Origin of the sequence: Stenotrophomonas mexicanensis, assembly GCF_032911605.1 — a bacterium.
GTDB lineage: Bacteria > Pseudomonadota > Gammaproteobacteria > Xanthomonadales > Xanthomonadaceae > Stenotrophomonas > Stenotrophomonas maltophilia_A.
Genome location: NZ_JAWJTG010000015.1, coordinates 30,086 through 51,780 on the forward strand (window position 1 = coordinate 30,086; position 21,695 = coordinate 51,780).

The 21,695-nt window shown below is 63.6% G+C and carries 22 protein-coding genes; 14 read left to right on the top strand and 8 right to left on the bottom strand.

Going from position 1 to position 21,695, the window contains the following annotated elements:
• Positions 1 to 119: 119 nt before the first annotated feature.
• On the top strand, positions 120 to 401 hold the full coding sequence (locus R1L06_RS08595) for a hypothetical protein (RefSeq protein ID WP_107431655.1): 282 nt from the start codon (positions 120 to 122) through the stop codon (positions 399 to 401).
• 56 nt (positions 402 to 457) lie between these two features.
• Here the strand turns inward: R1L06_RS08595 and R1L06_RS08600 are convergent, their stop codons facing one another.
• Together R1L06_RS08600 and R1L06_RS08605 are read right to left on the bottom strand one after the other, a co-directional pair.
• Positions 458 to 2,599 carry a TonB-dependent siderophore receptor gene (locus R1L06_RS08600; protein ID WP_317217458.1) on the bottom strand — a complete coding sequence of 714 codons (2,142 nt, stop codon included), beginning with the start codon at positions 2,597 to 2,599 and terminating at the stop codon, positions 458 to 460.
• A gap of 73 nt (positions 2,600 to 2,672) precedes the next feature.
• Positions 2,673 to 3,317: a TetR/AcrR family transcriptional regulator gene (locus R1L06_RS08605; protein ID WP_317217460.1), complete on the bottom strand. Its 645-nt coding sequence runs from the start codon at positions 3,315 to 3,317 to the stop codon at positions 2,673 to 2,675.
• Positions 3,318 to 3,399: 82 nt separating this feature from the next.
• Here R1L06_RS08605 and R1L06_RS08610 point away from each other — a divergent pair, with 82 nt between their 5' ends.
• Entirely contained in the window at positions 3,400 to 4,929 is a 1,530-nt protein-coding gene (locus tag R1L06_RS08610; RefSeq protein ID WP_317217461.1) for an FAD-dependent monooxygenase, read from the top strand.
• Positions 4,930 to 4,974: 45 nt separating this feature from the next.
• Here R1L06_RS08610 and R1L06_RS08615 read toward each other — a convergent pair whose 3' ends face one another.
• From R1L06_RS08615 to R1L06_RS08635, 5 genes are all read right to left on the bottom strand, one after another.
• Positions 4,975 to 5,220, bottom strand: a complete 246-nt coding sequence (locus R1L06_RS08615; RefSeq protein WP_197615117.1) for a hypothetical protein — start codon at positions 5,218 to 5,220, stop codon at positions 4,975 to 4,977.
• Positions 5,221 to 5,345: 125 nt separating this feature from the next.
• A complete protein-coding gene (locus tag R1L06_RS08620) occupies positions 5,346 to 5,615 on the bottom strand; it encodes a hypothetical protein (protein ID WP_049422469.1) in 270 nt (89 codons plus the stop codon).
• A gap of 86 nt (positions 5,616 to 5,701) precedes the next feature.
• On the bottom strand, positions 5,702 to 6,346 hold the full coding sequence (locus R1L06_RS08625) for a hypothetical protein (protein ID WP_154352855.1): 645 nt from the start codon (positions 6,344 to 6,346) through the stop codon (positions 5,702 to 5,704).
• 133 nt (positions 6,347 to 6,479) lie between these two features.
• Positions 6,480 to 6,956 carry a hypothetical protein gene (locus R1L06_RS08630; protein WP_032128600.1) on the bottom strand — a complete coding sequence of 159 codons (477 nt, stop codon included), beginning with the start codon at positions 6,954 to 6,956 and terminating at the stop codon, positions 6,480 to 6,482.
• A 93-nt stretch (positions 6,957 to 7,049) separates the two neighbouring features.
• Positions 7,050 to 8,288 (bottom strand): NADH:flavin oxidoreductase/NADH oxidase family protein, encoded by a 1,239-nt coding sequence (locus R1L06_RS08635; protein WP_317217462.1) that lies wholly within the window; start codon positions 8,286 to 8,288, stop codon positions 7,050 to 7,052.
• An 89-nt stretch (positions 8,289 to 8,377) separates the two neighbouring features.
• Between R1L06_RS08635 and R1L06_RS08640 the strand changes: the two genes are divergently transcribed.
• Positions 8,378 to 8,854: a MerR family transcriptional regulator gene (locus R1L06_RS08640; protein ID WP_317217463.1), complete on the top strand. Its 477-nt coding sequence runs from the start codon at positions 8,378 to 8,380 to the stop codon at positions 8,852 to 8,854.
• Positions 8,855 to 8,870: 16 nt separating this feature from the next.
• Here R1L06_RS08640 and R1L06_RS08645 read toward each other — a convergent pair whose 3' ends face one another.
• A complete protein-coding gene (locus tag R1L06_RS08645; protein WP_317217464.1) occupies positions 8,871 to 10,082 on the bottom strand; it encodes an MFS transporter in 1,212 nt (403 codons plus the stop codon).
• Positions 10,083 to 10,317: 235 nt separating this feature from the next.
• Here R1L06_RS08645 and R1L06_RS08650 point away from each other — a divergent pair, with 235 nt between their 5' ends.
• From R1L06_RS08650 to R1L06_RS08700, 11 genes are all read left to right on the top strand, one after another.
• Positions 10,318 to 10,575, top strand: coding sequence for a hypothetical protein (locus R1L06_RS08650; protein WP_006374755.1), 258 nt, complete (start codon positions 10,318 to 10,320; stop codon positions 10,573 to 10,575).
• A gap of 36 nt (positions 10,576 to 10,611) precedes the next feature.
• The gene (locus tag R1L06_RS08655; RefSeq protein ID WP_317217465.1) at positions 10,612 to 12,291 is read left to right on the top strand and encodes a type IV secretory system conjugative DNA transfer family protein; all 1,680 of its coding nucleotides are present in this window, start codon (positions 10,612 to 10,614) and stop codon (positions 12,289 to 12,291) included.
• A 427-nt stretch (positions 12,292 to 12,718) separates the two neighbouring features.
• Positions 12,719 to 13,165, top strand: coding sequence for a hypothetical protein (locus tag R1L06_RS08660; RefSeq protein ID WP_046986265.1), 447 nt, complete (start codon positions 12,719 to 12,721; stop codon positions 13,163 to 13,165).
• A gap of 89 nt (positions 13,166 to 13,254) precedes the next feature.
• Complete coding sequence (locus R1L06_RS08665) at positions 13,255 to 14,316, top strand: VirB8 family type IV secretion system protein (RefSeq protein WP_253078509.1); 1,062 nt, start codon at positions 13,255 to 13,257, stop codon at positions 14,314 to 14,316.
• Positions 14,313 to 15,092: a TrbG/VirB9 family P-type conjugative transfer protein gene (locus tag R1L06_RS08670; protein WP_106549093.1), complete on the top strand. Its 780-nt coding sequence runs from the start codon at positions 14,313 to 14,315 to the stop codon at positions 15,090 to 15,092. The genes R1L06_RS08665 and R1L06_RS08670 overlap by 4 nt, the downstream gene beginning before the upstream one ends.
• Positions 15,089 to 16,330 carry a TrbI/VirB10 family protein gene (locus R1L06_RS08675; protein ID WP_317217466.1) on the top strand — a complete coding sequence of 414 codons (1,242 nt, stop codon included), beginning with the start codon at positions 15,089 to 15,091 and terminating at the stop codon, positions 16,328 to 16,330. The genes R1L06_RS08670 and R1L06_RS08675 overlap by 4 nt, the downstream gene beginning before the upstream one ends.
• Positions 16,331 to 16,344: 14 nt before the next feature.
• Positions 16,345 to 17,388: a P-type DNA transfer ATPase VirB11 gene (virB11, locus tag R1L06_RS08680; RefSeq protein ID WP_253078507.1), complete on the top strand. Its 1,044-nt coding sequence runs from the start codon at positions 16,345 to 16,347 to the stop codon at positions 17,386 to 17,388.
• Between the two features lie 3 nt (positions 17,389 to 17,391).
• Complete coding sequence (locus R1L06_RS20475) at positions 17,392 to 18,369, top strand: lytic transglycosylase domain-containing protein (protein ID WP_373695415.1); 978 nt, start codon at positions 17,392 to 17,394, stop codon at positions 18,367 to 18,369.
• A gap of 75 nt (positions 18,370 to 18,444) precedes the next feature.
• Entirely contained in the window at positions 18,445 to 18,849 is a 405-nt protein-coding gene (locus R1L06_RS08690) for a TrbC/VirB2 family protein (protein ID WP_253078505.1), read from the top strand.
• Positions 18,842 to 19,150 carry a VirB3 family type IV secretion system protein gene (locus R1L06_RS08695; RefSeq protein WP_253078504.1) on the top strand — a complete coding sequence of 103 codons (309 nt, stop codon included), beginning with the start codon at positions 18,842 to 18,844 and terminating at the stop codon, positions 19,148 to 19,150. Before R1L06_RS08690 ends, R1L06_RS08695 begins: the two co-directional genes overlap by 8 nt.
• 82 nt (positions 19,151 to 19,232) lie before the next feature.
• On the top strand, positions 19,233 to 21,680 hold the full coding sequence (locus R1L06_RS08700) for a VirB4 family type IV secretion/conjugal transfer ATPase (protein ID WP_317217467.1): 2,448 nt from the start codon (positions 19,233 to 19,235) through the stop codon (positions 21,678 to 21,680).
• Positions 21,681 to 21,695: the final 15 nt, after the last annotated feature.

Consider the following 21,695-nt stretch of genomic DNA (forward strand, 5'->3'; position numbering starts at 1 on the left):
TCCCGATCTTCCGCACGGCTGTGGTGACGCAGGAAAAGCGCTGTCGGCGCAAGGTTCGTGCAATCCAGGCACTCCAGCCTTGGCGCCCACTCGCTGCCCCCCCAATCCCTGGAGTACCCATGAAGTTGTTCGTTCCGTTGTTGCTTGTGGCCGCGTTGGGTGGCTGTACCACCGCGAAGATGACCGTTACACCCGATGGCCGGCGCGGCGTCTCCATCGACTGCAGCGGCTCCAGTGCCTGGAGTGGCTGCTACGAAAAGGCCGGACAGATGTGCCCAGGCGGCTATGTAGTCTTCAGCAAGGATGGCGACGACGGCAACGCCATCGCGGTGGGCAACAAGAACGGCTTCACCTCCACCCAGATGGCCACCCGCTCGATGCTGGTGGCCTGCTCGCACTGACACCCACAGGGGAGGTGGGTTGCCACCTCCCCGTCATCACCGCCCCCAGCCCTGCGTCAGAAGCTGTAAGCGGCCTGCACGTACACCCGCCGCGGCTCACCCGGGAAATGCCCGTTGCGCGCGATGAAACCGCTGGCTGCATATACCTTGTCGAACAGGTTCTTGACGTTGGCCTGGAACTGCCACTGCTTCCATGTGGTCTTCCAGCTCATGTCGAACACGGTGTAGGCCTTGACCGTCTGCCCGTCCAGACTGACGCGCTCACCTACATGGTCAGCACCAAAGCCGATGGCCGAATTGATCGACGGCAGGTCGTAGCGCGTCCACAGCCCCAGCTTGTTGCGTGGCGCATTGGCGAATCGGTCGCCGGAAGCGTTGGTGATGCCATTCGGGCCTGCATCCTTCACCCGCGCATCGTTGTAGGCGTAGGTCAGATTCAGCACCCAGCGCTCGGTGAGGTCGGCCAGCAGATCCAGCTCCATGCCGGTACTGCGCACCAGGCCCAGCGCGGCCAACTGGTTCACGCCACCGATCACTTCGCCGGTGGCCTGCACGATATTGCTGCGGTCGATCCGGTAGGCGGCCATGTTCAAGGTCACACGGTCGGCCAGCAGGGACTTCATGCCCACTTCCCACTGCTTGCTGCGCTCGGCATCGAACGGTCCGCCAGCGGCCGGATTCTGGTTGGCGGCACTCTGCGGCACGAAACCACTGGCCACGTTGGCGTAGACATTCAGGCCCTCGCGCACGGTGAACGTGCTGCCCAGCCGCCAGCTGAGGTCGTTGCCGTCCACACTGCTGCCGGCAATGCGGTCGTCGTCCTTGAAGCCATCCCAGCGCAACCCGGCCAGCACATGCCAGCGTGTGCCCAGTGCCAGCTCGTCCTGCAGATAGCCGCCATAGCGCTTGCTGCGGGTGGACGTGCTGCGCCAGGGCAGGGCCGCCAGGTTGTAGTCGTGCCAGGTACTGGCGCCGTACACGGGATTGAACAGGTCGATACCGCGCACCGGCCCCGCTCCACGGGCAAGGTCGGCGCTGTTGGCGGTCTGTGCAGTGAAATCCGCATCCAGCTGGTACACATCGGCACCGAACAACACCTTGTGCTCAACCGCGCCGGTGGTCACCCGCCAGACTGCATTGCCGTTGGCAGTGAATGCTTCGTTGTCGCGGATCTGGTTGCGCAGCTGGCGGGTCATCCACTCGGCCACGCCATCGCGGTCACGATCGATCAGGCCCATCGGCTCGTGGTACATCTGGTGCTCGTTGTTGCTGAACCAGCGAGCGGCGAAGTCCACATCCAGATTGTCACGTGGTGCGAAGCGGTACTGCGCCAGCGCCACTTTGGCGCGCATGTCGAGGAAGTCGCTGGCCTCGTTGTGGTTCCAGCGGCGGTCGGTCAGGAAGGTGCCCGCATCATTCACCGGCACGCCGCGCAGGCGGTTGCCGCCGAGGTTCTGGGTGATGTCGGTGAACTGCAGCACCAGCTCGCCGGTCTGGCCGATGTCGAAGGCCAGCGAGGCGTCGCCGATCACGCTTTCGCTGTCGGTGTTCCAGCGCACGCCCTTTTCACTGTCGGCATACAGCCCGGCGCGATAGCGCACGCTGCCGGAGGCATTCAACGGCCCGGTACCCTCGATCGATCCGGCACGAAAGTTCTTGTCGCCCAGCTGGATCTCGATGTTGCGTCCGGCGCTGGCTTTCGGTTTGCGGGTTACATAGTTGATGACGCCGCCTGCATCACCACCGCCATACAGCGCACCTGCCGGTCCCTTCAGCACTTCCACGCGCTCGATGTTGAACAACTGCGGGACCGAGAAACCTGCATACGGGTCGCCGCGCAGGCCGTCATACAGCACGTTCTCCTGGCGGAAGCCGCGCAGGGTCACCCCGGCATAGCTGAAGTAGCTGATGCCGCTGATGCTGCGATAGAGGTCGGTCACCTGACGCGCGGCCTGATCGTCGATCAGTTCACGCGGGATGACCTGGATCGATTGTGGGACCAGCTCCAGCGGTGTATCCGTGCGGGTGCCGACCGCAGCATCGTCCACCCGGTACAGGGTCTGTGCACGTCCGCGAACTTCGACCTTGTCCAGGTCCTTTGGCGCGGCAGTGGAGGGCTCGACAGCATGGGCAAGGGTTGCCAGGGGCAGGATCAGTGCCAGGCACAAGGCGCGTTTCAGGGGCATTGGAAAAGGCATCGGGAGAGGGGGCGTGTCTGCAAATGAGAAAGATTAGCATTTGCAACACTTCGTGACCTATCCCCCGAATGCGTTATGGACGCGCGCCGGGGTCCGTATACGGGGTGCCCGCCAAGGCCACCAGTACCCCGTTGGCGCCGCGCACGATCAGCTGCAGCATGGCCTCACGCGGGTCCTCGCCCTGCAGTTGGCTTGCCAATCCCTTCTCATAGGCCGCCACCATCGACGCCAGCAGCATGGCCGCGCCCAATCGCGCTTCGGCGTCATGTTCTGGCCGGCCGGCAGCGTCGGCCATCAATCGCGCCAGGTCGTCAGTCAACTGCGCCTGCAGCCGTCGCGCGTGCGCGACCAGTACCGGGCTCTCCGCCACGGTGCCCCAGAACGCGGCAGCGCCGGCATTGATGCGCAGCAGCGGATGGCCAGCCTCCAGCAACTCGCGCACCAGCGACTGGAAGGCCGCCAGCGGGGTCATGCCGCTGCGCGCCATCATGCCCTCGCGCAGCAGCATGCGCGCCTCCTCATCGCGATCGAACACCAGGTCTTCCTTGCTGGCGAAGTAGTTGAAGACCGTCTTGCGTGAGACGCCCGCGGCTTCGGCGATTTCGGACATGGAGACGGCCTCGAAGCCACGCCGGATGATCAGCTCGGTGGCGACGTCCGAAATCGCTTGTCGGGTCTCGGCCTTGCGTTGTTCGCGACGACCTGGAGGCGGGGTCATGGGCGGTTCACTTGTGGAAACGTACACCGAGTGTAACATTTGACCCGCCAGAGCGCCGACCCGGCGCTCACAAGGATTCCCCATGCTGTACGACGTCGTCATTGCCGGTGCCGGCCCGGTCGGCCTGTTCCTGTCCTGTGAACTGGCCCAGGCCGGGTGTTCAGTGCTGGTGCTGGAACAGGCCAGGTCCGCTGGTTCGCCGTTGAAGCGCTTGCCATTCGGGCTCCGCGGCTTGAACGCCCCTACGCTGGAGGCATTGGATCGGCGCGGCCTGTTGGACGCGGTCGCCGCGACACAGGTGCTCAAGCCCGAGAAGGGGGCGCCGCCGCCCGGCACCGCCCATTGGCTCGCGCAGCCGCGGGCGCTGGGCGGCCACTTCGCCGGAATACCGTTTGCCTTGGACGACGTCGACCGCACGCGCTGGACCTGGCGCCTGCCGTCGCCGGTGGGCACCCAGATGGCGGTGGAGCTGCAGGCCCTGGAAACGGTGTTGGCCGAACGTGCGACCACGCTGGGCGTGCGCATCGAACGCGGGCGTGCGGTACAGGCGGTGCGCGCCGGTGGCACCGAAGTGGAGATCGAGACCGCTGACGGGGCGGTACGTGGTCGCTGGCTGGTAGGTTGCGATGGAGGCCGGAGCACAGTGCGCAAGCAATGCGGTTTCAGTTTCATCGGCACGGATCCCGAATTCACCGGTCATTCGCTGCAGGTCGATCTGGAAGATCCCGGCGTGCTGACCCCGGGCCGTCAGTACACCGCGCAGGGCATGTGTAATTTCAATCCCCCCGGTGTGCTCGCGCTTGCCGATTTCGATGGCGGTGCCGGGCATCGAAAACCTCTCGCGCTGGATGAAGCGCAATCCCTGCTGCGACGTGTGTCTGCCCGCGACGTGACCATCACCGCGCTGCATCTGCACAGCACCTGGACCGATGGTGCGCGCCAGGCCAGCGCCTATCGCAACGGCCGCGTGCTGCTGGCAGGCGACGCTGCGCACGTGCATTCCCCGTTGGGAGGGCAGGGCCTGAATCTGGGCATCGGCGATGCGATGAACCTGGGCTGGAAACTGGCCAGCGTGATACGCGGTGACGCTGGCGTGGCGCTGCTGGACAGCTATCACGCGGAGCGGCATCCAATTGGCGCCAACGTACTGGACTGGTCGCGCGCGCAGGTTGCGCTGATGCGTCCTGGAGCCGGTTCGCGCGCGTTGGCGGCGGTCATGGCCGATCTGGCCGGCACCCGCGATGGCGCCACCTATCTGGCCGAACGGGTTTGGGGCGTGTCGCAACAGCTCGATCTGGGCGATGGCCATCCATTGGCCGGTCGCAGCGTGCCGGACTTCCTGCTGGCCGATGGCCGCCGCATGGGAGAGATGCTGAGGACGGGGCAGGGGGTGTTGCTTGTGCTCGATGAGAACGGCGCTTCGTACAACCCCGTCGACCGTTGGCGACAGCCGTTCACCCGCATTGCCTCGGCGGTGGACGATGCGCTCGGCCTGGGGGCGGTACTGGTGAGGCCCGATGGAATTGTCGCGTGGGCTTGCGATGCGGGAGGTGATCAGGCAGGGTTGCGCCAAGCGTTGCAGCGCGGGTTCGGACTGCCGGAGGCCGACTGACGTACAGGGCGGAGGCGCAGCCGATGTGGGCTGCGCCGGGTGCGGTTACAGATCCTTCTTCTTGCCGCTCAGGTCGATCGGCCGGTCACTGCCCTTGCGCTCGCTCGACCACACTTCCATGCTCTTGTTGCAGCGGCTCTCGCGGGCAGCCACTTCGCGCGGCAGGTCCTTCAGATGCGGCGACTCCTGGCAGGCCTGATGCATGTTGCTGTCGTCATAGGTTGCACAGGCGCTGAGCGAGGCCAGGGTGATGGCGGCGAGGGTGGTGCGGAGCAGGGGCTGCAGGTTCATGGGAGGGTCTCGGGTGGTGCCGGGCTGGCCATGGAATTCAAATCCGTGACACCGGGCGCAGACAATCCGACCAATCACACTTGTTATTCTGTAACAGATGCGCGATAGTCCGGCGCCTGCTGCTGTCAGGCGACGCAGATCATCAGCATCATGCTCAGCGCCAGCATCAGCACGAATACGCGCCGGCTGAGCGCAAGGCAGGCCAGGCAGGCGGCCAGTGCCCAGGCAGCCAGCAGCGCACAGGCCAGCAGCCACAGCCCGATCACAATCAAGGATCCGGTCGCCAGCGCCGACAACGCGATGGCCTTGTACAGAGCCACGCCCAACACGCTGCCGAGCACTCCCGCCTGCAGGGCAATGGCATCGTGATGTGCGGGGGCAGGCGCGTGAAGCATGGTGGCTGGATGGTTCCAAGCGTGAGCGGCGCGCGTACTGTGCCCGAATGCACATCCACGCCATGTGTACTTCGCCGACGACGTAATCAGTGACGGCGGCGCGACAGCAATAGCCCAATGCCCACCACGGGCACGATTCCAAGCATCGGTGCTTTGTACAACGGCCAGCCCTGCAGTACGCCCGTGATCACCAGTGCCGCCGTCGCCAGCAACAGGACCGCACCCCAAGCGCGTGCGGGCCAGGCACCGAAGAAGTGGCGACGTTGCGGAGCGGCGGCAGCATTGGCGGGCCGCTTCGCGAGAGCCTCTGCCAGCGCGTCCCGGAAGGTTGAGAATTCATGTGTCGATGCCCGTGTGCGCTGGAGCAGCACGCTCGGTCCATCGATCAGGGTCAGATCAACATGATCGTCCAGGTTGTAGGACCGGATCTGCTTGAACGGTAGAGGAGCACGGTGCTGGAATACCAGACGATCATGTTCCAGTGCCACCCGGTCCCGTCGAGGGGGATAGACAACGAAGGCGAGGATCAACGCCGACAGCGTGAAAACCGCTGCCGCACCCAGTGCGGTGAGAAGTCCAAGTTCGGGTGCGCGGGCGAACAGGAGTATTGCCAGTGGTACGGCCCCGATGGCAAACATGGCGTACTGGTGATAGCGCCTGAAGATGCGCACTTCACTGTCGATCTTCCGGGGCCGGGCGGGGAGGCGGGAGTGGGCGATGGGTAACTTCATGGACTGTGTTCGATCACGGCTTTCCGGCAAGAGAGCGTGGCGTCGCGTTGCAATGAAGTCCATGCAACTATTTTGAATCCACCCTTGCTGGACCTCTGTGTGAGTCCTCGTGCGCCTTCGCCCACGCATCTGCTCAGTCGAACTCACCCTCGGCCGATTCCAGCCGTTGCCGGTAGGCAGCGCGGTGCTGATACAGGCGCTGGCATTCGGCCGACCTGTAGATGCGGCTGCCGGGTTCGTTGGCTACCGAGTCGCACATCCGCGCAATATGATTGTTCTCTGCCAGCTCGGTGACGAAGAACACGGCGGTGATGCCGGTACCGAGCAGCACCACGTAGAGCAGGCGGCTGAGCCAGCGTGACAGCTTGCGCTCGAAGTGCTGCTGGATGGTCAGGTCGAAGCGGATGATGCTGAGCACAATCCAGATGATCGCGACCAGGAAGCAGAGCGTGGGCAACAGGCCGCGCCAGAGCCCGGCCTCGTAGACCGATTCGTTGTAATGGACGGCAGCCCCGGCACCGGCGATGGCGATGGCAAGTGCCCAGTTGCGGCCCAGCGAGAGCAGGTCATCGAGCAGCTTTTCGCGGTTCCTGGTTGATCCTGCTGCCACGGTGGTTCCTTCTGCGTGCTGCGACCGGCGGCGGACTGCCGCCGATCCTGCAGATGGTGGCGCATCGCTGCAGCGATGAGAAGACCGCGCGGCTCAATGTGCGATTGCGCGGGCGCTGATCCAGCGCCGGTAGCGGCGGGTCCGACACTGTGCGGCCGCCTGTGCCAGCAGCAGTGCCCATGCCGGTGAAACCGTAGGTGCGGTGGGGCGGCGCCGGCTCAACCGGCCCAGCTGATACTTCACTGCCGCCATGTGCGCGCTGGCCGCCAGCGGCTTGCTGCGCCAGTTGATGTTGCGCAGCGTCGGCACCGGGTCGCGGCCCTGCTGCCAGTGCTGTGGCAGATCCGGCTCGATCGCCAGCGCGGTGGCGATGCCGACCATGGCCACGCCGCTGGCCAGTACCTGTTCTGCCACCTCGCGGCGGCGGATGCCGCCGGTGACCATCAACGGCATCGTTGCCACCGTGGCGATATCGCGTGCGAATTCGAGAAAGTACGCTTCGCGGGCCACGCTGCGATCGTCGCGTGCGGCGCCGGTCATGGCCGGTGCTTCATAGCTGCCGCCGGACAGTTCGACCAGATCCACGCCGAGGGGAGCCAGCATCTCCACCACGGCGCGCGCATCCTCGGGCGAGAAACCGCCGCGCTGGAAATCGGCGGAGTTGAGCTTCACCGCCACCACGAACGTGGGCGCTACCGCCGCGCGTACACCCTGCACGATCTCCAGCAGCAGGCGCGCACGGTTTTCCAGGCTGCCACCCCAGTGGTCCTCGCGCCGGTTCGACAACGGCGACAGGAACTGGCTGAGCAGGTAGCCGTGCGCGGCATGGATCTCCACGCCACTGAAACCGGCGCGCTCCGCCAGTTCGGCACTGCGGATGAAGCGCGCGATCACCGAGTCGATGTCGTCCTCGGTCATCGCCTTCGGCGGTGCGAACTGCTTGGACAGCGCGCCCATCTGCAATGCAACGGCCGACGGCGCGAGCGCGGGTTGACCGAGTGCGGCCGGCATCTGCCGCCCCGGGTGATTGATCTGCATCCACATCTGCGCACCCCGCGAGCGGGCAGTGTCCGCCCAGGCAGTGAAGCGGTCGAGGTGGCGATCATCCTCCAGTACCACGCCGCCGGGCCCAGTCATGGCGCGCCCATCGACCATCACGTTGCCGGTGATGATCAGTCCGGCGCCGCCGTCGGCCCAGCGCTGGTACAACTGCAGCAGCGCTTCGGAGGGAGCGTGGTCGGCGTCGGCCATGTTTTCCTCCATCGCCGCCTTGGCGATGCGGTTGCGGATGACGGCACCGGAGGGCAGTGCTAGGGGCGAGAACAGCGACATCGGACAGCTCCAGGACAGGGGAATGGGGCTACGCTAACCTTCAAGTTTGATTGAAGGTCAACAGGCTTTCATGTCGAGGATTCAGGCAGATGAGGATCGGTGAGCTGGCCCGCCGCACGGGCCTGGCAGCGTCGCGCATCCGCTTCTACGAAGAGGCCGGGTTGTTGGTGGTCCAGCGCCAGGCCAACGGCTACCGCGATTATCCGGAGCAGGCGGTGCTGCTGCTGGAACTGATCACCGGTGCGCAGCGCGCCGGTTTCAGCCTGGAAGAAATCCGCGCGCTGTTGCCGCCGGACATGGGCCAATGGCAGCACGAGGCACTGATCACGATGCTGCAGCAGAAGGTGGCCGACATCGAAGCGCTGCAGTTGCGGCTGGCAGAGAGCCGTGCGCACCTGCTGGCCCTGATCGAAGATATCCAGGCGCGGCCGGAGGGCATTGATTGCGCGGCCAACTCGCGGCGGGTGCTGGACCGCGTGAAGCGTGGTGAGCTGGCGCGGCCGACGCTGGCGGCCGGCGATACCGCGTTGCTGCGGCCGGATCGCCGCCGCACGGGCAGCGACTGACGATCCGGCGCGATGTTCAGAGGCTGCCGGCGACGGCGCTCTTGCGCTTCTTGTCCAGCGTCACCGCCACGCACCACAGTAGCAGGCCGCCGATCGCTGTGGCCGCGCCCACATAGCCGGTGCTGGCCGGACTGAAGCCGGCGCTGATCGCCATGCCACCCAGCCACGGGCCGAGCGCGTTGGCGGTATTGAAGGCGGCATGGTTGGAGGCGGCGGCCAGGGTCTGGGCTTCGCCGGCCACGTCCATCAGGCGGGTCTGCAGCACCGCAGCCAGCGCACCCATGGTGCCGACGGTGATGATCATCGGGCCGATGGTCCACACTGACTGTGCGGCCAGCGGATACAGCAGCAGCATCACGATCGACCACAGCAGCACCACTGCGGCGGCCTTGAAGTGGAACTTGTCCACCAGCCAGCCACCGGCGATGTTGCCGATGATCGCGCCGATGCCGAACACGCCCACCGCCAGCGGCATCCACGATTCGGCCACGCCGGTGACCTGCACCAGGGTCGGCGCCAGGTAGGTGAACACGCAGAACATGCCGGCGAAACCGACCGCGCCGATCGCCAGTGCCAGCCACACCTGGGTGGTGTTGAAGGCACGCAGTTCGCGCATCGGCGAGGTGCGCACCTCGTCCGGGTCCGGCAGCAGGAAGCGCGCGATCATCGCCACGGTGGCGATGGCCAGCAGGCTGACCAGGGCGAAGGCGGTGCGCCAGCTCAGCTGCTGGCCCAGCCAGGTGGTCAGCGGGTTGCCGACCAGGATCGCGATCGACAGGCCCAGCAGCACCCGCGACATCGCCTGGCCGCGCTGGCCGGCCGGACTGCTCGCGGCGGCCACCAGCATCGCCACGCCGAAGTAGGCGCCATGCGGCAGGCCGGCAACGAAACGTGCGATCAGCATCGTGCCGTAGTTCGGGGCCAGGGCGCTGGCCAGGTTGCCGACGGCGTAGAAGCCCATCAGCGCCAGCAGCAGCTTGCGGCGCGGGAAACTGGCGCCGACGAAGGCCAGGATCGGCGCACCGACCACCACGCCGATGGCGTAGGCGCTGATCAGGTGGCCGACCTGGGTTTCGCTGATCGACAGGCCACGGCTGATCTCCAGCATCAGGCCCATGCTGGCGAACTCGCTGGTACCGATGGCGAAGCCGCCCAGGGACAGGGCAAGGATGATCAGGGTGCGCTGACGGGGCGTCAGCCGCGCAGCCAGGGAAGAGTTGGGGCTCATGCGGGGGCGCGATGGGGGCGGGGAGCCGTGCATTGTACTGCTGCACCGCAACAGCAGCAGCCATGCTGAGGGTAAATCAGCGTTTGATCCGTGGGGTTGCGGCAAGCCGGGCACAGGCTCGGTACGAAAGCAGGTTCGGCGCATTGTTGTCGGCGTCCTGCATGTAATGACGACATGGACGTCGGCATGATGCGAAACACAGGGGCTGCGGAGTGCTGGAACAAGGAGGATGTCGATGCAGGAATTCAGGCATGTGCTGGAGACGCGCGGCCGCTATCAGCTGGTAGCGGTGTCCTACGCGCCGGTGTACGCTCCGGGCGATGTGGTCGGCCATGCGGTCGTCGCCGACGATGGGGATCGTCTGACCGACCTGATGTCGCTGGCCGAAGCGCGCCAACGCCTGCAGGCACTGGTGCGTGAAGAGGGCGAAGAGCCCGGGCTGGAGAACGAAAACCACCTGCGGAAGAAGGCGTCGCGCTGGCGCCGCCGCTAGGCCGTCGCGCCCTTGTGCGCATCATGGAGGATTCGGGTGTTGCCCAGTAAGAAGTATCTGCTCATCGCCATCATCACGCTGGCGACCCTGCTGCTTGGTTTCGTGTTTTCCGGTTACCTGACCCTGCTGTTGCTGGGGCTGGACACCAAGCTGTTCACCTGGAACACCTACTACCAGTACTTCAACGCGCTCGGCCAGCCACAGGTCGCGCCCTTCGTGGGCAAGATCAAGTGGGCCGGTTATCTCGGTTTCGGCCTGCCGCTGCTGGTGCTGCTGGTGACCGGCCTGGTGCTGCTGCTGAAGAAGGACAAGCGCTCGCTGCACGGCGACGCACGCTTTGCCACCAGCGCCGACCTGTCCAAGCACGGCATGTTCAAGAAGACCGGCCAGAGCATCGTGGTCGGCAGTCATGGTGGCAAGCTGGTGCGGCTGGACGGCCAGCAGTTCGTGATCCTGGCCGCGCCGACCCGCTCGGGCAAGGGCGTGGGCGTGGTCATTCCGAACCTGCTGGAGTACGGCGAATCGCTGGTGGTGCTGGACATCAAGCAGGAGAACTTCGACCTGACCAGCGGCTGGCGTGCCAGCCAGGGCCAGGAGATCTACCTGTTCAATCCCTTCGCCGAAGACCGCCGCACGCATCGCTGGAATCCGCTCAGCTACGTCTCCGACGACCCGGCGTTCCGCGTTTCGGACCTGATGAGCATCGCCGCGATGCTGTATCCGGATGGTGCCGAGGACCAGAAATTCTGGGTCAGCCAGGCGCGCAATGCGTTCATGGCCTTCACCCTGTACCTGTTCGAGAACTGGGATGACGAGCGCAGCAGTGGCTTCCCGGGCGGCTCGGGCACGCCCACCCTGGGCGCTGTCTACCGGTTGTCATCGGGCGACGGCACCGATCTGAAGAAGTACCTCAAGGCCCTGTCGGAGCGGTCGTTCCTCAGTGGCAACGCACGTTCGGCATTCGCCAACATGCTGTCCCAGGCCGATGAGACCTTCGCCTCGATCCTGGGCACCTTCAAGGAGCCGCTCAATCCCTGGATCAATCCGGTGCTGGACAAGGCCACCAGCAGCAACGACTTCCTGCTGACCGACGTGCGCAGGAAGAAGATGACCATCTACATCGGCATCCAGCCGAACAAGCTGGCCGAGAGCCGGCTGATCATCAACCTGTTCTTCAGCCAGTTGATCAACCTCAACACCAAGGAACTGCCCAAGTCCAACCCGGACCTGAAGTACCAGTGCCTGCTGTTGATGGACGAATTCACCTCGATCGGCAAGGTCGAGATCATCGCCTCGGCGGTGTCCTACATGGCCGGTTACAACATCCGCCTGCTGCCGATCATCCAGAGCATGTCCCAGCTTGATGCCACCTACGGCCGGGAAGTGTCACGCACGATCATCACCAACCACGCACTGCAGATCCTGTACGCGCCGCGCGAGCAGCAGGACGCCAACGACTACTCGGACATGCTGGGCTACACCACCATCCGCAAGAAGAACGTCACCCATGCCCGTGAGAAGACCCACAACTTCACCGAAGAGCGGCGTGCACTGATGCTGCCGCAGGAGCTGAAGGCGATGGGGCCGGACAAGGAAGTATTCCTCTACGAGGGCATACCGCATCCGGTGAAGTGCGACAAGATCCGCTATTACAAGGATCGCTATTTCACATCGCGGCTGCTGCCGAAGGTCGACGTTCCGATGCTTAACGTCTAATTCACGTCGCTAAATTTGTGACGTAGATTCATATTCACTGACGTGAAACCGTGAGCTGTGTCAAAAATTCGGCATCTGTTCATGGATTTTCAGACTTGTCTGACATGGAATTGACGCGTGGTTGTGTAACTCTGTGTGCGTCATCCAGAAGTGTGTGCTGGATGGCAAAAGTTGTAACGCAGGGTGGCCAGGAGTTTGTGCCATGGAAACAAGGATGGTTTCGACGTTGGTGAGGGTGTGCGGGTGTGTCGTCGGCAGTGTCTGGCGGCCCCGCGACCTGGTTGGCAGCTTTCGGGCTGCAGGGGAGCCGGGGCAGGTGTGCTGCATGCCAGCGCGTCTCCCCGATTCGGGCGTGCGCCATGCAGCGCCGGACGGCCAGGGAACCAACGCTCGGGACTGCTTTTTCGTACGTCAAAGTGAAGCCCGTATGAATCAGGCGTTTATCGCGAAAATATCCATCGCCGCAGTGGCGGCGTTGATGGTGGCAGGGTGTGCCACCAAGTCCGCTCCCGATTTCGGAGGGCGCTGGAAGCCGGTCAACCGTTTCGCTGCGGCGACGACCGAGATCCCGCTGTACTCCAGTTACGTCTACCAGGCTTCGCCGATGGATGGCACGCTCAAAGCCATGCTTGAGCGTTGGGCCAAGGATTCCGGGCGCACGCTGGACTACCGCCTCAGCTCGGACTTCACGCTGTACGGCGCGGTCTCGAACATCGACACCACCAATGCACAGCAGGCCGTGATCGATCTCACCGCGGCCTATGCGACGCAGGGAATCTCCGTCTCCATCGTTGGCAACCAGATCGTTGTGCAGAGCGCTGGCGCGACGCCGACCGCGTCGGCGCAGGGCGCTGATTCCAACAGCGGCACCTGAGTCCACATCGAAATCATCGAACGTGCCGCTCCCCGCGCCTGGCGCAGGGGCTTCACGCCCATTGATGTTTCAGCAGTACGGAAGAATCCATGTTCCGCAAGAAGGATCCCGGCAACAGTCCCAAGGTCGAGCAGTCGGTCGCCAAGGCGGTCAGCTACGAGATCACCGTGGCCGATATGGCGCGTCGCAGCGAGCGCCGTGCTTGGTGGGTCGCCACGGGCTCGCTGTTGATGTCGCTGGCATTGGCCGGTGGCTACTACTACATGCTGCCGCTGAAGGAGAAGGTGCCGTTCCTGGTGATGGCCGATGCCTACACCGGTACCGCGACGGTCGCGCGCCTGAGTGGCACGTTCCAGGGCGAGACCATCACCACCAACGAGGCGATCAATCGCAGCAACGTCGCCCAGTACGTGCTGGCGCGCGAGTCGTACGACTCGGCGGTGATGGGCCTGCGCGATTGGGAACTGGTGTTTGTGATGTCCAGCAGTCCGGTTGCCCAGAGCATGCGCATGCGCTATTCCGGCAGCAACCCGCAGAATCCTTTCGTGATGTATGGCCGCGAAAAAGCCATCCGGGTCAAGATCCTGAGTATCACGCCGCTGGGGGCTGAGCCGAACGGCAGCTTCCGCGGCGCATCGGTGCGCATCCAGCGCAGTCTGCTGGACAAGCGCTCGGGTGCGTCGAGCTATCTGGACAACCAGTTGGTGACGATGCGCTTCGAGTACAACCAGAACCTGGCATTGTCCGAGCAGGACCGCGTCCTCAATCCGCTGGCGTTCCAGGTCACCGAGTACCGTGTAGACAACGACTATTCGCGCGGCATACCGGTGCCGGACGACGGTGCGATGCAGGCGCAGGCGCAGCAGGCCGCGCAACAGGCACAGGGGATCTATGACCCGAACAATCCGGCCGCGGCCACCATGATCGATCCCGCAACCGGACAGCCGGTCGCCGCGCCTGCCAATGGTCAGGTCCCGGGACAGCCGGTCCCGGGCGGGGCGGTTCCTGGGCAGGCCGTGCCGGGCCAGCCGATGCCGGTGCAGCCGGTACAGGGCCAAGCAATACCAGGGCAGGCCATTCCCGGCCAGCCGGCCATGAGGCCGGCGCAGAACAATTCCACCGGAACTGCTGATGGAGCAAGCAACCGATGAGTAGTCGAAATATCAGGGGAAGCGCGCTGGCGCTGCTGTCGATGTTGTCGCTGTTGTTTTCAGCAGCGGCGATGGCGCAGGCGGTGGACCACTACGAGTACGAGAAGGACCGCATCTATCCGGTTCGCACCGGCCTGGGCCTGACCACCCAGATCGAGCTGAGCCCGAACGAGAAGATCCTCGACTACAGCACCGGCTTCAGCAGCGGCTGGGAACTGACCCGCCGCGAGAACGTGTTCTACATCAAGCCGAAGAACGTCGACGTCGACACCAACATGATGGTGCGCACCGAGACCCATTCCTACATCTTCGAGTTGAAGGTGGTGGCCACTGATTGGCGCCAGCTGGAACAGGCCCGTCGCGCAGGCGTGCAGTACAAGATCGCCTTCGTCTATCCCAACGACACCGTGTTCGGCGTTGCCCAGGAAGCGGTCGAGGAAGAGGCCAAGCCGCTGTTGAGCTCTGAACTGGCCAAGGACCGCCAGTACAACTTCAATTACTCCTATTCGACCAGCAAGGCGAAGAAGATGGGCTGGCTGATTCCCGTCAACGCCTATGACGATGGTCGCTTCACCTATCTGAAACTGCCGAACTCGCCGGAGTACAAGACCGGCATCTTCCCCGCAGTGTTCGGTCGTGAAACGGAGTACGGTGAAGACTTCGTGGTCAACACCACGGTTGAGGGCAATACGCTGATCGTGCACGGGACATACCCGTACCTGGTCATCCGCCACGGCGACTTCGTCGTCGGCCTGCGAAGGAACGTGAAGAAATGAGTCAGCAGAACACTCCGGGCAACGACCCGAACCCGTCTCCCTATTCCCAGGGCGCCGCAGGCCAGGAGCCGCCGTCCAATCCGTACTTCAACAGTGCCACCGAGCCGCAGGCCAGCCCTGATCTTGATGCGTCCGCACCGCAGTTGCGCTCGGCGGAAGAACAGCGGCTCAACCGCAAGGCGCTGTTGTTCCTGGGGGGTATTGTCCTGCTGCTGATGGCGATGGGCTTCCTGCTGTTCCGCAAGGGACAGGATGATGCTGCCGAGCAGAAGAAGCCGCAGGAAGAGGCACGTGCGACGACGCCACAGCTGCCTAGCGTGGGTACGGCGGCTGAGCCGGCGCCGCCGTTGGCCGTCGCCGACCCGATTCCGATGCTTCCGCCTGCGCCCCAGCAGGAAGTGCCCATGCCCGGATTCCCGTCGGCCAGCAGGGCAGACGAGGATCGCGGGCCGACGTTGATGGACCGTCGCATGGGCAGCGGTTCCGGAGTGGGGGGAAGTGATGCGGGCGCAACGTCCGGTAGCCAGAACTCCGACTACAACCAGTCGATGATTGCTGCCATGCAGGCAGCGGCCAATCCGCAGGCCCAGCCGCAGAAGGTCCGTCGTGGTCCTGATGTGGAGAATGTCTCCAACGCCGCTTACATCCGCAGCCCTGATGCGCTGCTGGTGCGGGGCACCTACCTGCGCTGCGTGCTGGAAACGCGGATCATCACCGACGTGGCCGGCTACACCTCGTGCCTGCTGACCGAGCCGGTGTACTCGATCAACGGCCGTAACCTGCTGCTGCCCAAGGGCTCCAAGATCTATGGCTCCTATGGCGGTGGCCCGATCGGCAAGCGCGTGGAGGTGATCTGGGATCGCATCACCACGCCGAACGGCATCGACGTCGCCATGTCCAGCCCGGGCACCGACGGCCTGGGCGGCGCAGGGCATCCAGGTCAGTACAGTGCGCACTGGGGCAGCCGTATCGCATCGGCGCTGATGATCAGCCTGATCGCCGATGCCTTCAAGTACGCCGCGGCCGAGCATGGCCCAGAGTCGACGACGGTCGCCAGCAACGGTTTTGCCGTGCGCTCGCCTTACGAGAGTGCAACCGCTCGCACCATGGAGCGCCTTGCCAACGAGGCGCTCAGCGAGCGTCGCCCACCGACCGTGACCATCAACCAGGGCACCGTGGTCAATGTCTACGTCGCCAAGGACGTCGACTTCGCCAACGTACTGCAACCCCACCGGTAACCCAACGAACGACCATGGACGCTGAAGTGTCACCCCTTGCTCTCGTCTCCAGCGATTTCCTGCGCTATCAGTACGAAGTGCTGGGCGTCGCCGAGTACATGACTTCTCCGGAAGTGACGGAAATCTGCATCAACCGTCCCGGCGAGCTGTACCTGGAAACCCGGGCCGGGTGGCAACGAGTGGACGTACCGGGCCTGACCTTCGAGCGGGCCCGGCAGTTCTGCACGGCGGTGGTGAACGAGAGCAACACCGGCCAGCGCATCACCGATGCCGACCCGGTGGTATCGCTGACGTTCCCCACCGGCCAGCGTGCCCAGTTCGTGATTCCGCCGGCATGCGACGCAGGCAAGGTGTCGATCACCATTCGCCTGCCGTCCAAGCACACCAAGTCGCTCACCCAGTACCACGAGGACGGGTTCTTCAACCAGATCCTGGAGAGCGACGGCAGTATCAGTGAACATGATCGCGAGCTGTTGGAGCTTCGCCATTCGCGCGAATACGCTGAGTTCTTCCGGCGCGCGGTGATGTACCGCAAGAACATCGTGGTATCCGGAGCCACCGGTAGCGGCAAGACCACTTTCATGAAAGCGTTGGTCAATCATATCCCGGACAACGAACGTCTGGTCACGATCGAGGACGCACGCGAGCTGTTTCTGACCCAACCCAATGTGGTGCACCTGCTGTACTCCAAAGGCGGGCAGAGCACGAGCAACGTCACTGCCAAGACCTGCATGGAAGCCTGCCTGCGCATGAAGCCCGAGCGCATCATCCTGGCTGAGCTGCGTGGCGATGAAGCCTTCTACTTCATCCGCAACTGCGCATCGGGCCACCCCGGCTCCATCACCAGTTGCCACGCCGGCAGCCCGGAGCAGACCTGGGACCAGCTGGCACTGATGGTGAAGGCGTCCAGCGAAGGCTCTGGCCTGGAATTCAACGTGATCAAGCGACTGTTGATGATGACGATCGACATCGTCGTGCATATCAAGGCCCATGCTGGCTCGCGCTACATCACCGGTATCGATTTCAATCCTGGGCGTGCCCAGGGGCAGGAGGGCTGAAGGATGCTGCCAGGACTTGAAATGATGGCGTGCCCGGAGATGGCGGTGTCGATGGACGTGATGCAGCATGTCATCAACGTTGAATCGTCGCGCAATCCCTATGCCATCGGCGTGGTTGGCGGCGCGTTGGCGCGTCAGCCCAAAGCGCTGGATGAAGCGCTGGCGACGGTGCGCATGCTGGAAGAGAAGGGCTACAACTTCTCGATCGGCCTGGCCCAGGTCAACCGCTACAACCTCGGCAAGTATGGCCTGGACTCCTACGAGAAGGCCTTCCAGCAGTGCCCGAACCTGCAGGCCGGTTCGCGCATCCTTGCTGAATGCTACAAGCGCTCCGGTGGCGACTGGGGCAAGTCGTTCAGCTGCTACTACTCGGGAAATTTCGAGACCGGCTTCCGCCATGGCTATGTGCAGAAGGTCTACGACTCGATCCGTCGTGGCCAGCGCGTGGCCAGCAACGGCGTTGCGCCGATCGACGTGGTCAGCCGCGGTGAGCGCCGCAGCGTGAAGGTCGAGCATCATCCGCAGCTGGCGTCGCCGGTGCAGGCTCGTATCGTCGCCCAGGCCAACAGCTCAGTGTATGTACCGACCGAAGATCCGGCGCGTGCCTACGTGGTTTACCCGTCAGCGGGAGCAATGGCGCGCGGCAGCCTGCTCAACCTCGCCGACCAGGCGCTGTCGAAGGTGGTGCTGGGCTCGGTGGACCGGGTGATGCAGCCACAGGGTCAATCGATTCAGAGCGGCGCCACCGTACAGCCGGATCAACCGCAGTTTCCCCGCATGCCGGCGCAGGCGGGTGCGCCGATGGCAATGCCGCAGCAGTTGCCCAACGCCACTGCTGGCACCGACGACGGCCCGGTCATGCTGCGGCCCTGGGGTGAACGCGACCTGCCGGTGGCGGGAAACGGAAATTCTTACAACGCGCCGGTGCAGGCTGCGCCGGTGCAACAGATTCCCGCAGGGGATGCGGCCTTCGTGTTCTGACGAAGTCGTGGTGCGGCCAGTCCCCCCCGGCTGGTCGATTCAGTTGTGTTAGTCCATCAACAAGGAAATCAATCCATGAAGCGATCCAATCTCGACCTCGTGCAGGCACAGCGCACGCTGAAAACCCTGCTGATGGCCACCATCTTCGTTGGTGCGCTGTTCGCTCCGCAGGTCTTCGCCAACCAGGGCGGCGTGAATTATGGCGGCACTGAGAAGAAGGTGTGCGGCTTCTTCGACAGCATCAATGGCCTGCTGAACATGGCCTCGATCGCCGTGGTGACCATTGCCGTCATCTTCGCCGGCTATCAGATTGCTTTTGCGCACAAGCGCATTGGTGACGTGGCCCCGATCCTGATCGGTGGCGTGCTGATCGGTGCCGCTGGCCAGATCGCGCGCATGCTGCTGGGTGACGACTACGGAACCTGCGAGGGCAAGACCGCCATGCTGATCCAGCAGGCTGTCCAGTACTACAGTGCATAAGAACGTCGTCTTCCGCGGCTGCACGCGCCCGGCGATGTTCCTGGGCGTTCCCTACCTGCCATTCTTCATGGTGGCAGGTGGGCTGTTGCTGCTGAGCATGTACACCAACTTCTGGTTCCTGCTCACCATCCCGGTGGCGGTCTTCATCATGCGGCAGATGGCCAAGCGCGACGAAATGATCTTCCGTCTGCTGGGCCTTCGCCTGATGTTCAAGCTCCGGGTGCGCAACGTGCAGCAGCACGACGGGATGTGGGTATTCAACCCGAATCGCTACCGTGACAAGCCGGCCCGAATGGATTGAGGTCCGGAATGGCCGGGCGGGCGCATTGTGCCCGCCCGGTCACCTCGAAGTTCCCTGGCAGCACCTCTTTGGAAGCAGTCGTATGTTCAGTCCTGACACCTCCATCAGTGAGTTCATTCCCCTGTCGACGCATGTCGCCCCGAACGTGGTCAAGACCACAGGCGGTGACTACCTGTTGACCTGGTACCTGGAAGGACTGCCGTTTGTTGGCCGCGAGGAATGGGAGCTGGAGCACCGGCACAACACCTTCAACCGCCTGCTGCAGACGCTGCGGGCGCCGGATTTCGTCAATGTCGCCTTCTGGGTGCATGACATCCGCCGCCGCCGTACGTTGAAAGGCAAGAGCCACTACAGCCAGCGCTTCAACCAGGATGTATCCGACCAGTACATGGGCATGCTGTCTGCCCAGCGCATCATGCAGAACGAGCTGTACCTGACCATGATCTACCGCCCGGTCGTGGCCGGTAAGCGCTTCGTGGAAAAGTCGGCGAATGTGGAGCGCCTGCAGGCCGAGCAGGAGCAGGCCATCGAGAAGCTGATGGAGCTGGCCGGCAACGTCGAGGCGGTCATCCGTGACTACGCGCCATACCGTCTGGGCATGTATGAGGCCAAGAACGGGGTGGTGTTTTCCGAAACGCTGGAGTTGTTCGGCTACCTGATCAACCGCATTGACGAGCCGGTACCGGTGCTGGCTGCGCCGATCAAGGATTACCTGCCGGTCAGCCGGCACATGTTCTCGGCAAAGACTGGTGACTTCGTCATCAATACGCCCAATGGCGCCAACCACTTCGGAGCCATCCTCAACATCAAGGAGTATGCCGAGGGAACTTACCCGGGCATCCTCAACGGTCTGAAGTACCTGGATTACGAGTACGTCATCACTCACTCGTTCAGCCCGATGGGACGCCAGGACGCGTTGAAGGTGCTGGACCGTACCAAGGGCATGATGATCTCCTCCGGCGACAAGGCCGTCAGCCAGATCATCGAGCTTGATCAGGCGATGGACCAGCTCTCGTCCGGCAACTTCGTTCTGGGCGAGTACCACTTCATCATAGCGGTCTACGGCGATTCACAGGCCAAGCTCTCGCAGAACGTGGCCACGACGCGCGCCGAGCTGTCCAACGCCGGTTTCGTGTCGACCAAGGAAGACCTGGCAGTCACCTCGTCGTTCTACTCCCAGCTGCCGGGCAACTGGCGCTACCGTACGCGCCTGGCCAATGTCAGTTCGCTGAACTTCCTGGGCCTGTCGCCACTGCACAACTTCGCCACTGGCAAGCAGCACAACAACCCGTGGGGCGACTGCGTGACCACGCTGCAGACCACCAACGGCCAGCCGTACTACTTCAACTTCCATGCGACGCATCCCTCGGAGAATTCGCTGGGTGAGAAGGCCATCGCCAATACCATGGTGATCGGCAAGTCCGGTACCGGTAAGACCGCGCTGATCAATTTCCTGCTGAGCCAGGTGCAGAAATACGAACCGTCGCCGACCATCTTCTTCTTCGACAAGGATCGCGGCGCCGAGATTTTCGTGCGTGCCTGCGGCGGTAACTACCTGGCGCTGGAGAACGGTGCGCCGACCGGTTTCAACCCGTTCCAGTGCGAGAGCAACGAGTCCAATGTGCAGTTCCTGGCTGACCTGATCAAGGTGCTGGCAGGAAAGCGCGAGTACAGCGCCCGCGAGGAGGAGGACATCTACCGCGCAGTGGAGAGCATGCTCGATACGCCGATGCATCTGCGCAGCATGACCAACTTCCAGAAGAGCCTGCCCAACATGGGGGACGACGGTCTGTACGCGCGCATGCGCCGCTGGACCTCGGGCAACTCGCTGGGCTGGGTCTTCGACAATCCGGTCGACACCGTTGACCTGAGCAAGGCCAACATCATTGGCTTCGACTACACCGATATCATCGACAACCCCGAAGTGCGTGTGCCGGTGATCAATTACCTGCTGCATCGTCTCGAGTCGCTGATCGACGGTCGCCCGCTGATCTACGTAATGGACGAATTCTGGAAGATTCTGGACGGCGAGGGTGGCCTGAAGGAATTTGCCAAGAACAAGCAGAAGACCATTCGTAAGCAGAATGGTCTCGGCATCTTCGCCACGCAGAGCCCGGAGGATGCGCTGAAGAGCGATATCTCCGCCGCACTGATCGAGCAGACCGCCACGCTGATCCTGCTGCCGAACCCCAATGCCAGCAAGAGCGATTACATGGATGGCCTGAAGCTGACCGAGGCCGAGTTCAAGGTAGTCACGGCGCTGGACGAGCGATCGCGCTGCTTCCTGGTCAAGCAGGGCCATGCCTCCAGCGTCTGCCAGCTCAACCTGCGCGGCATGGATGACATCCTCTCGGTGATCTCCGCATCGACCGACAACATTGAAGTCATGCATCGCGTGCTGCAGACGACCGCGGTGCGCAACCGGGTGACGGTGGACGAGTTGACGCCCGATCAGTGGCTCGAGGCGTTCTACAAGAATCGAAAGGGCTCGGGCAAGCGAGCCGAAAAGGATCAGGAGGAGACGGCATGAAGACGCTCGCTCATA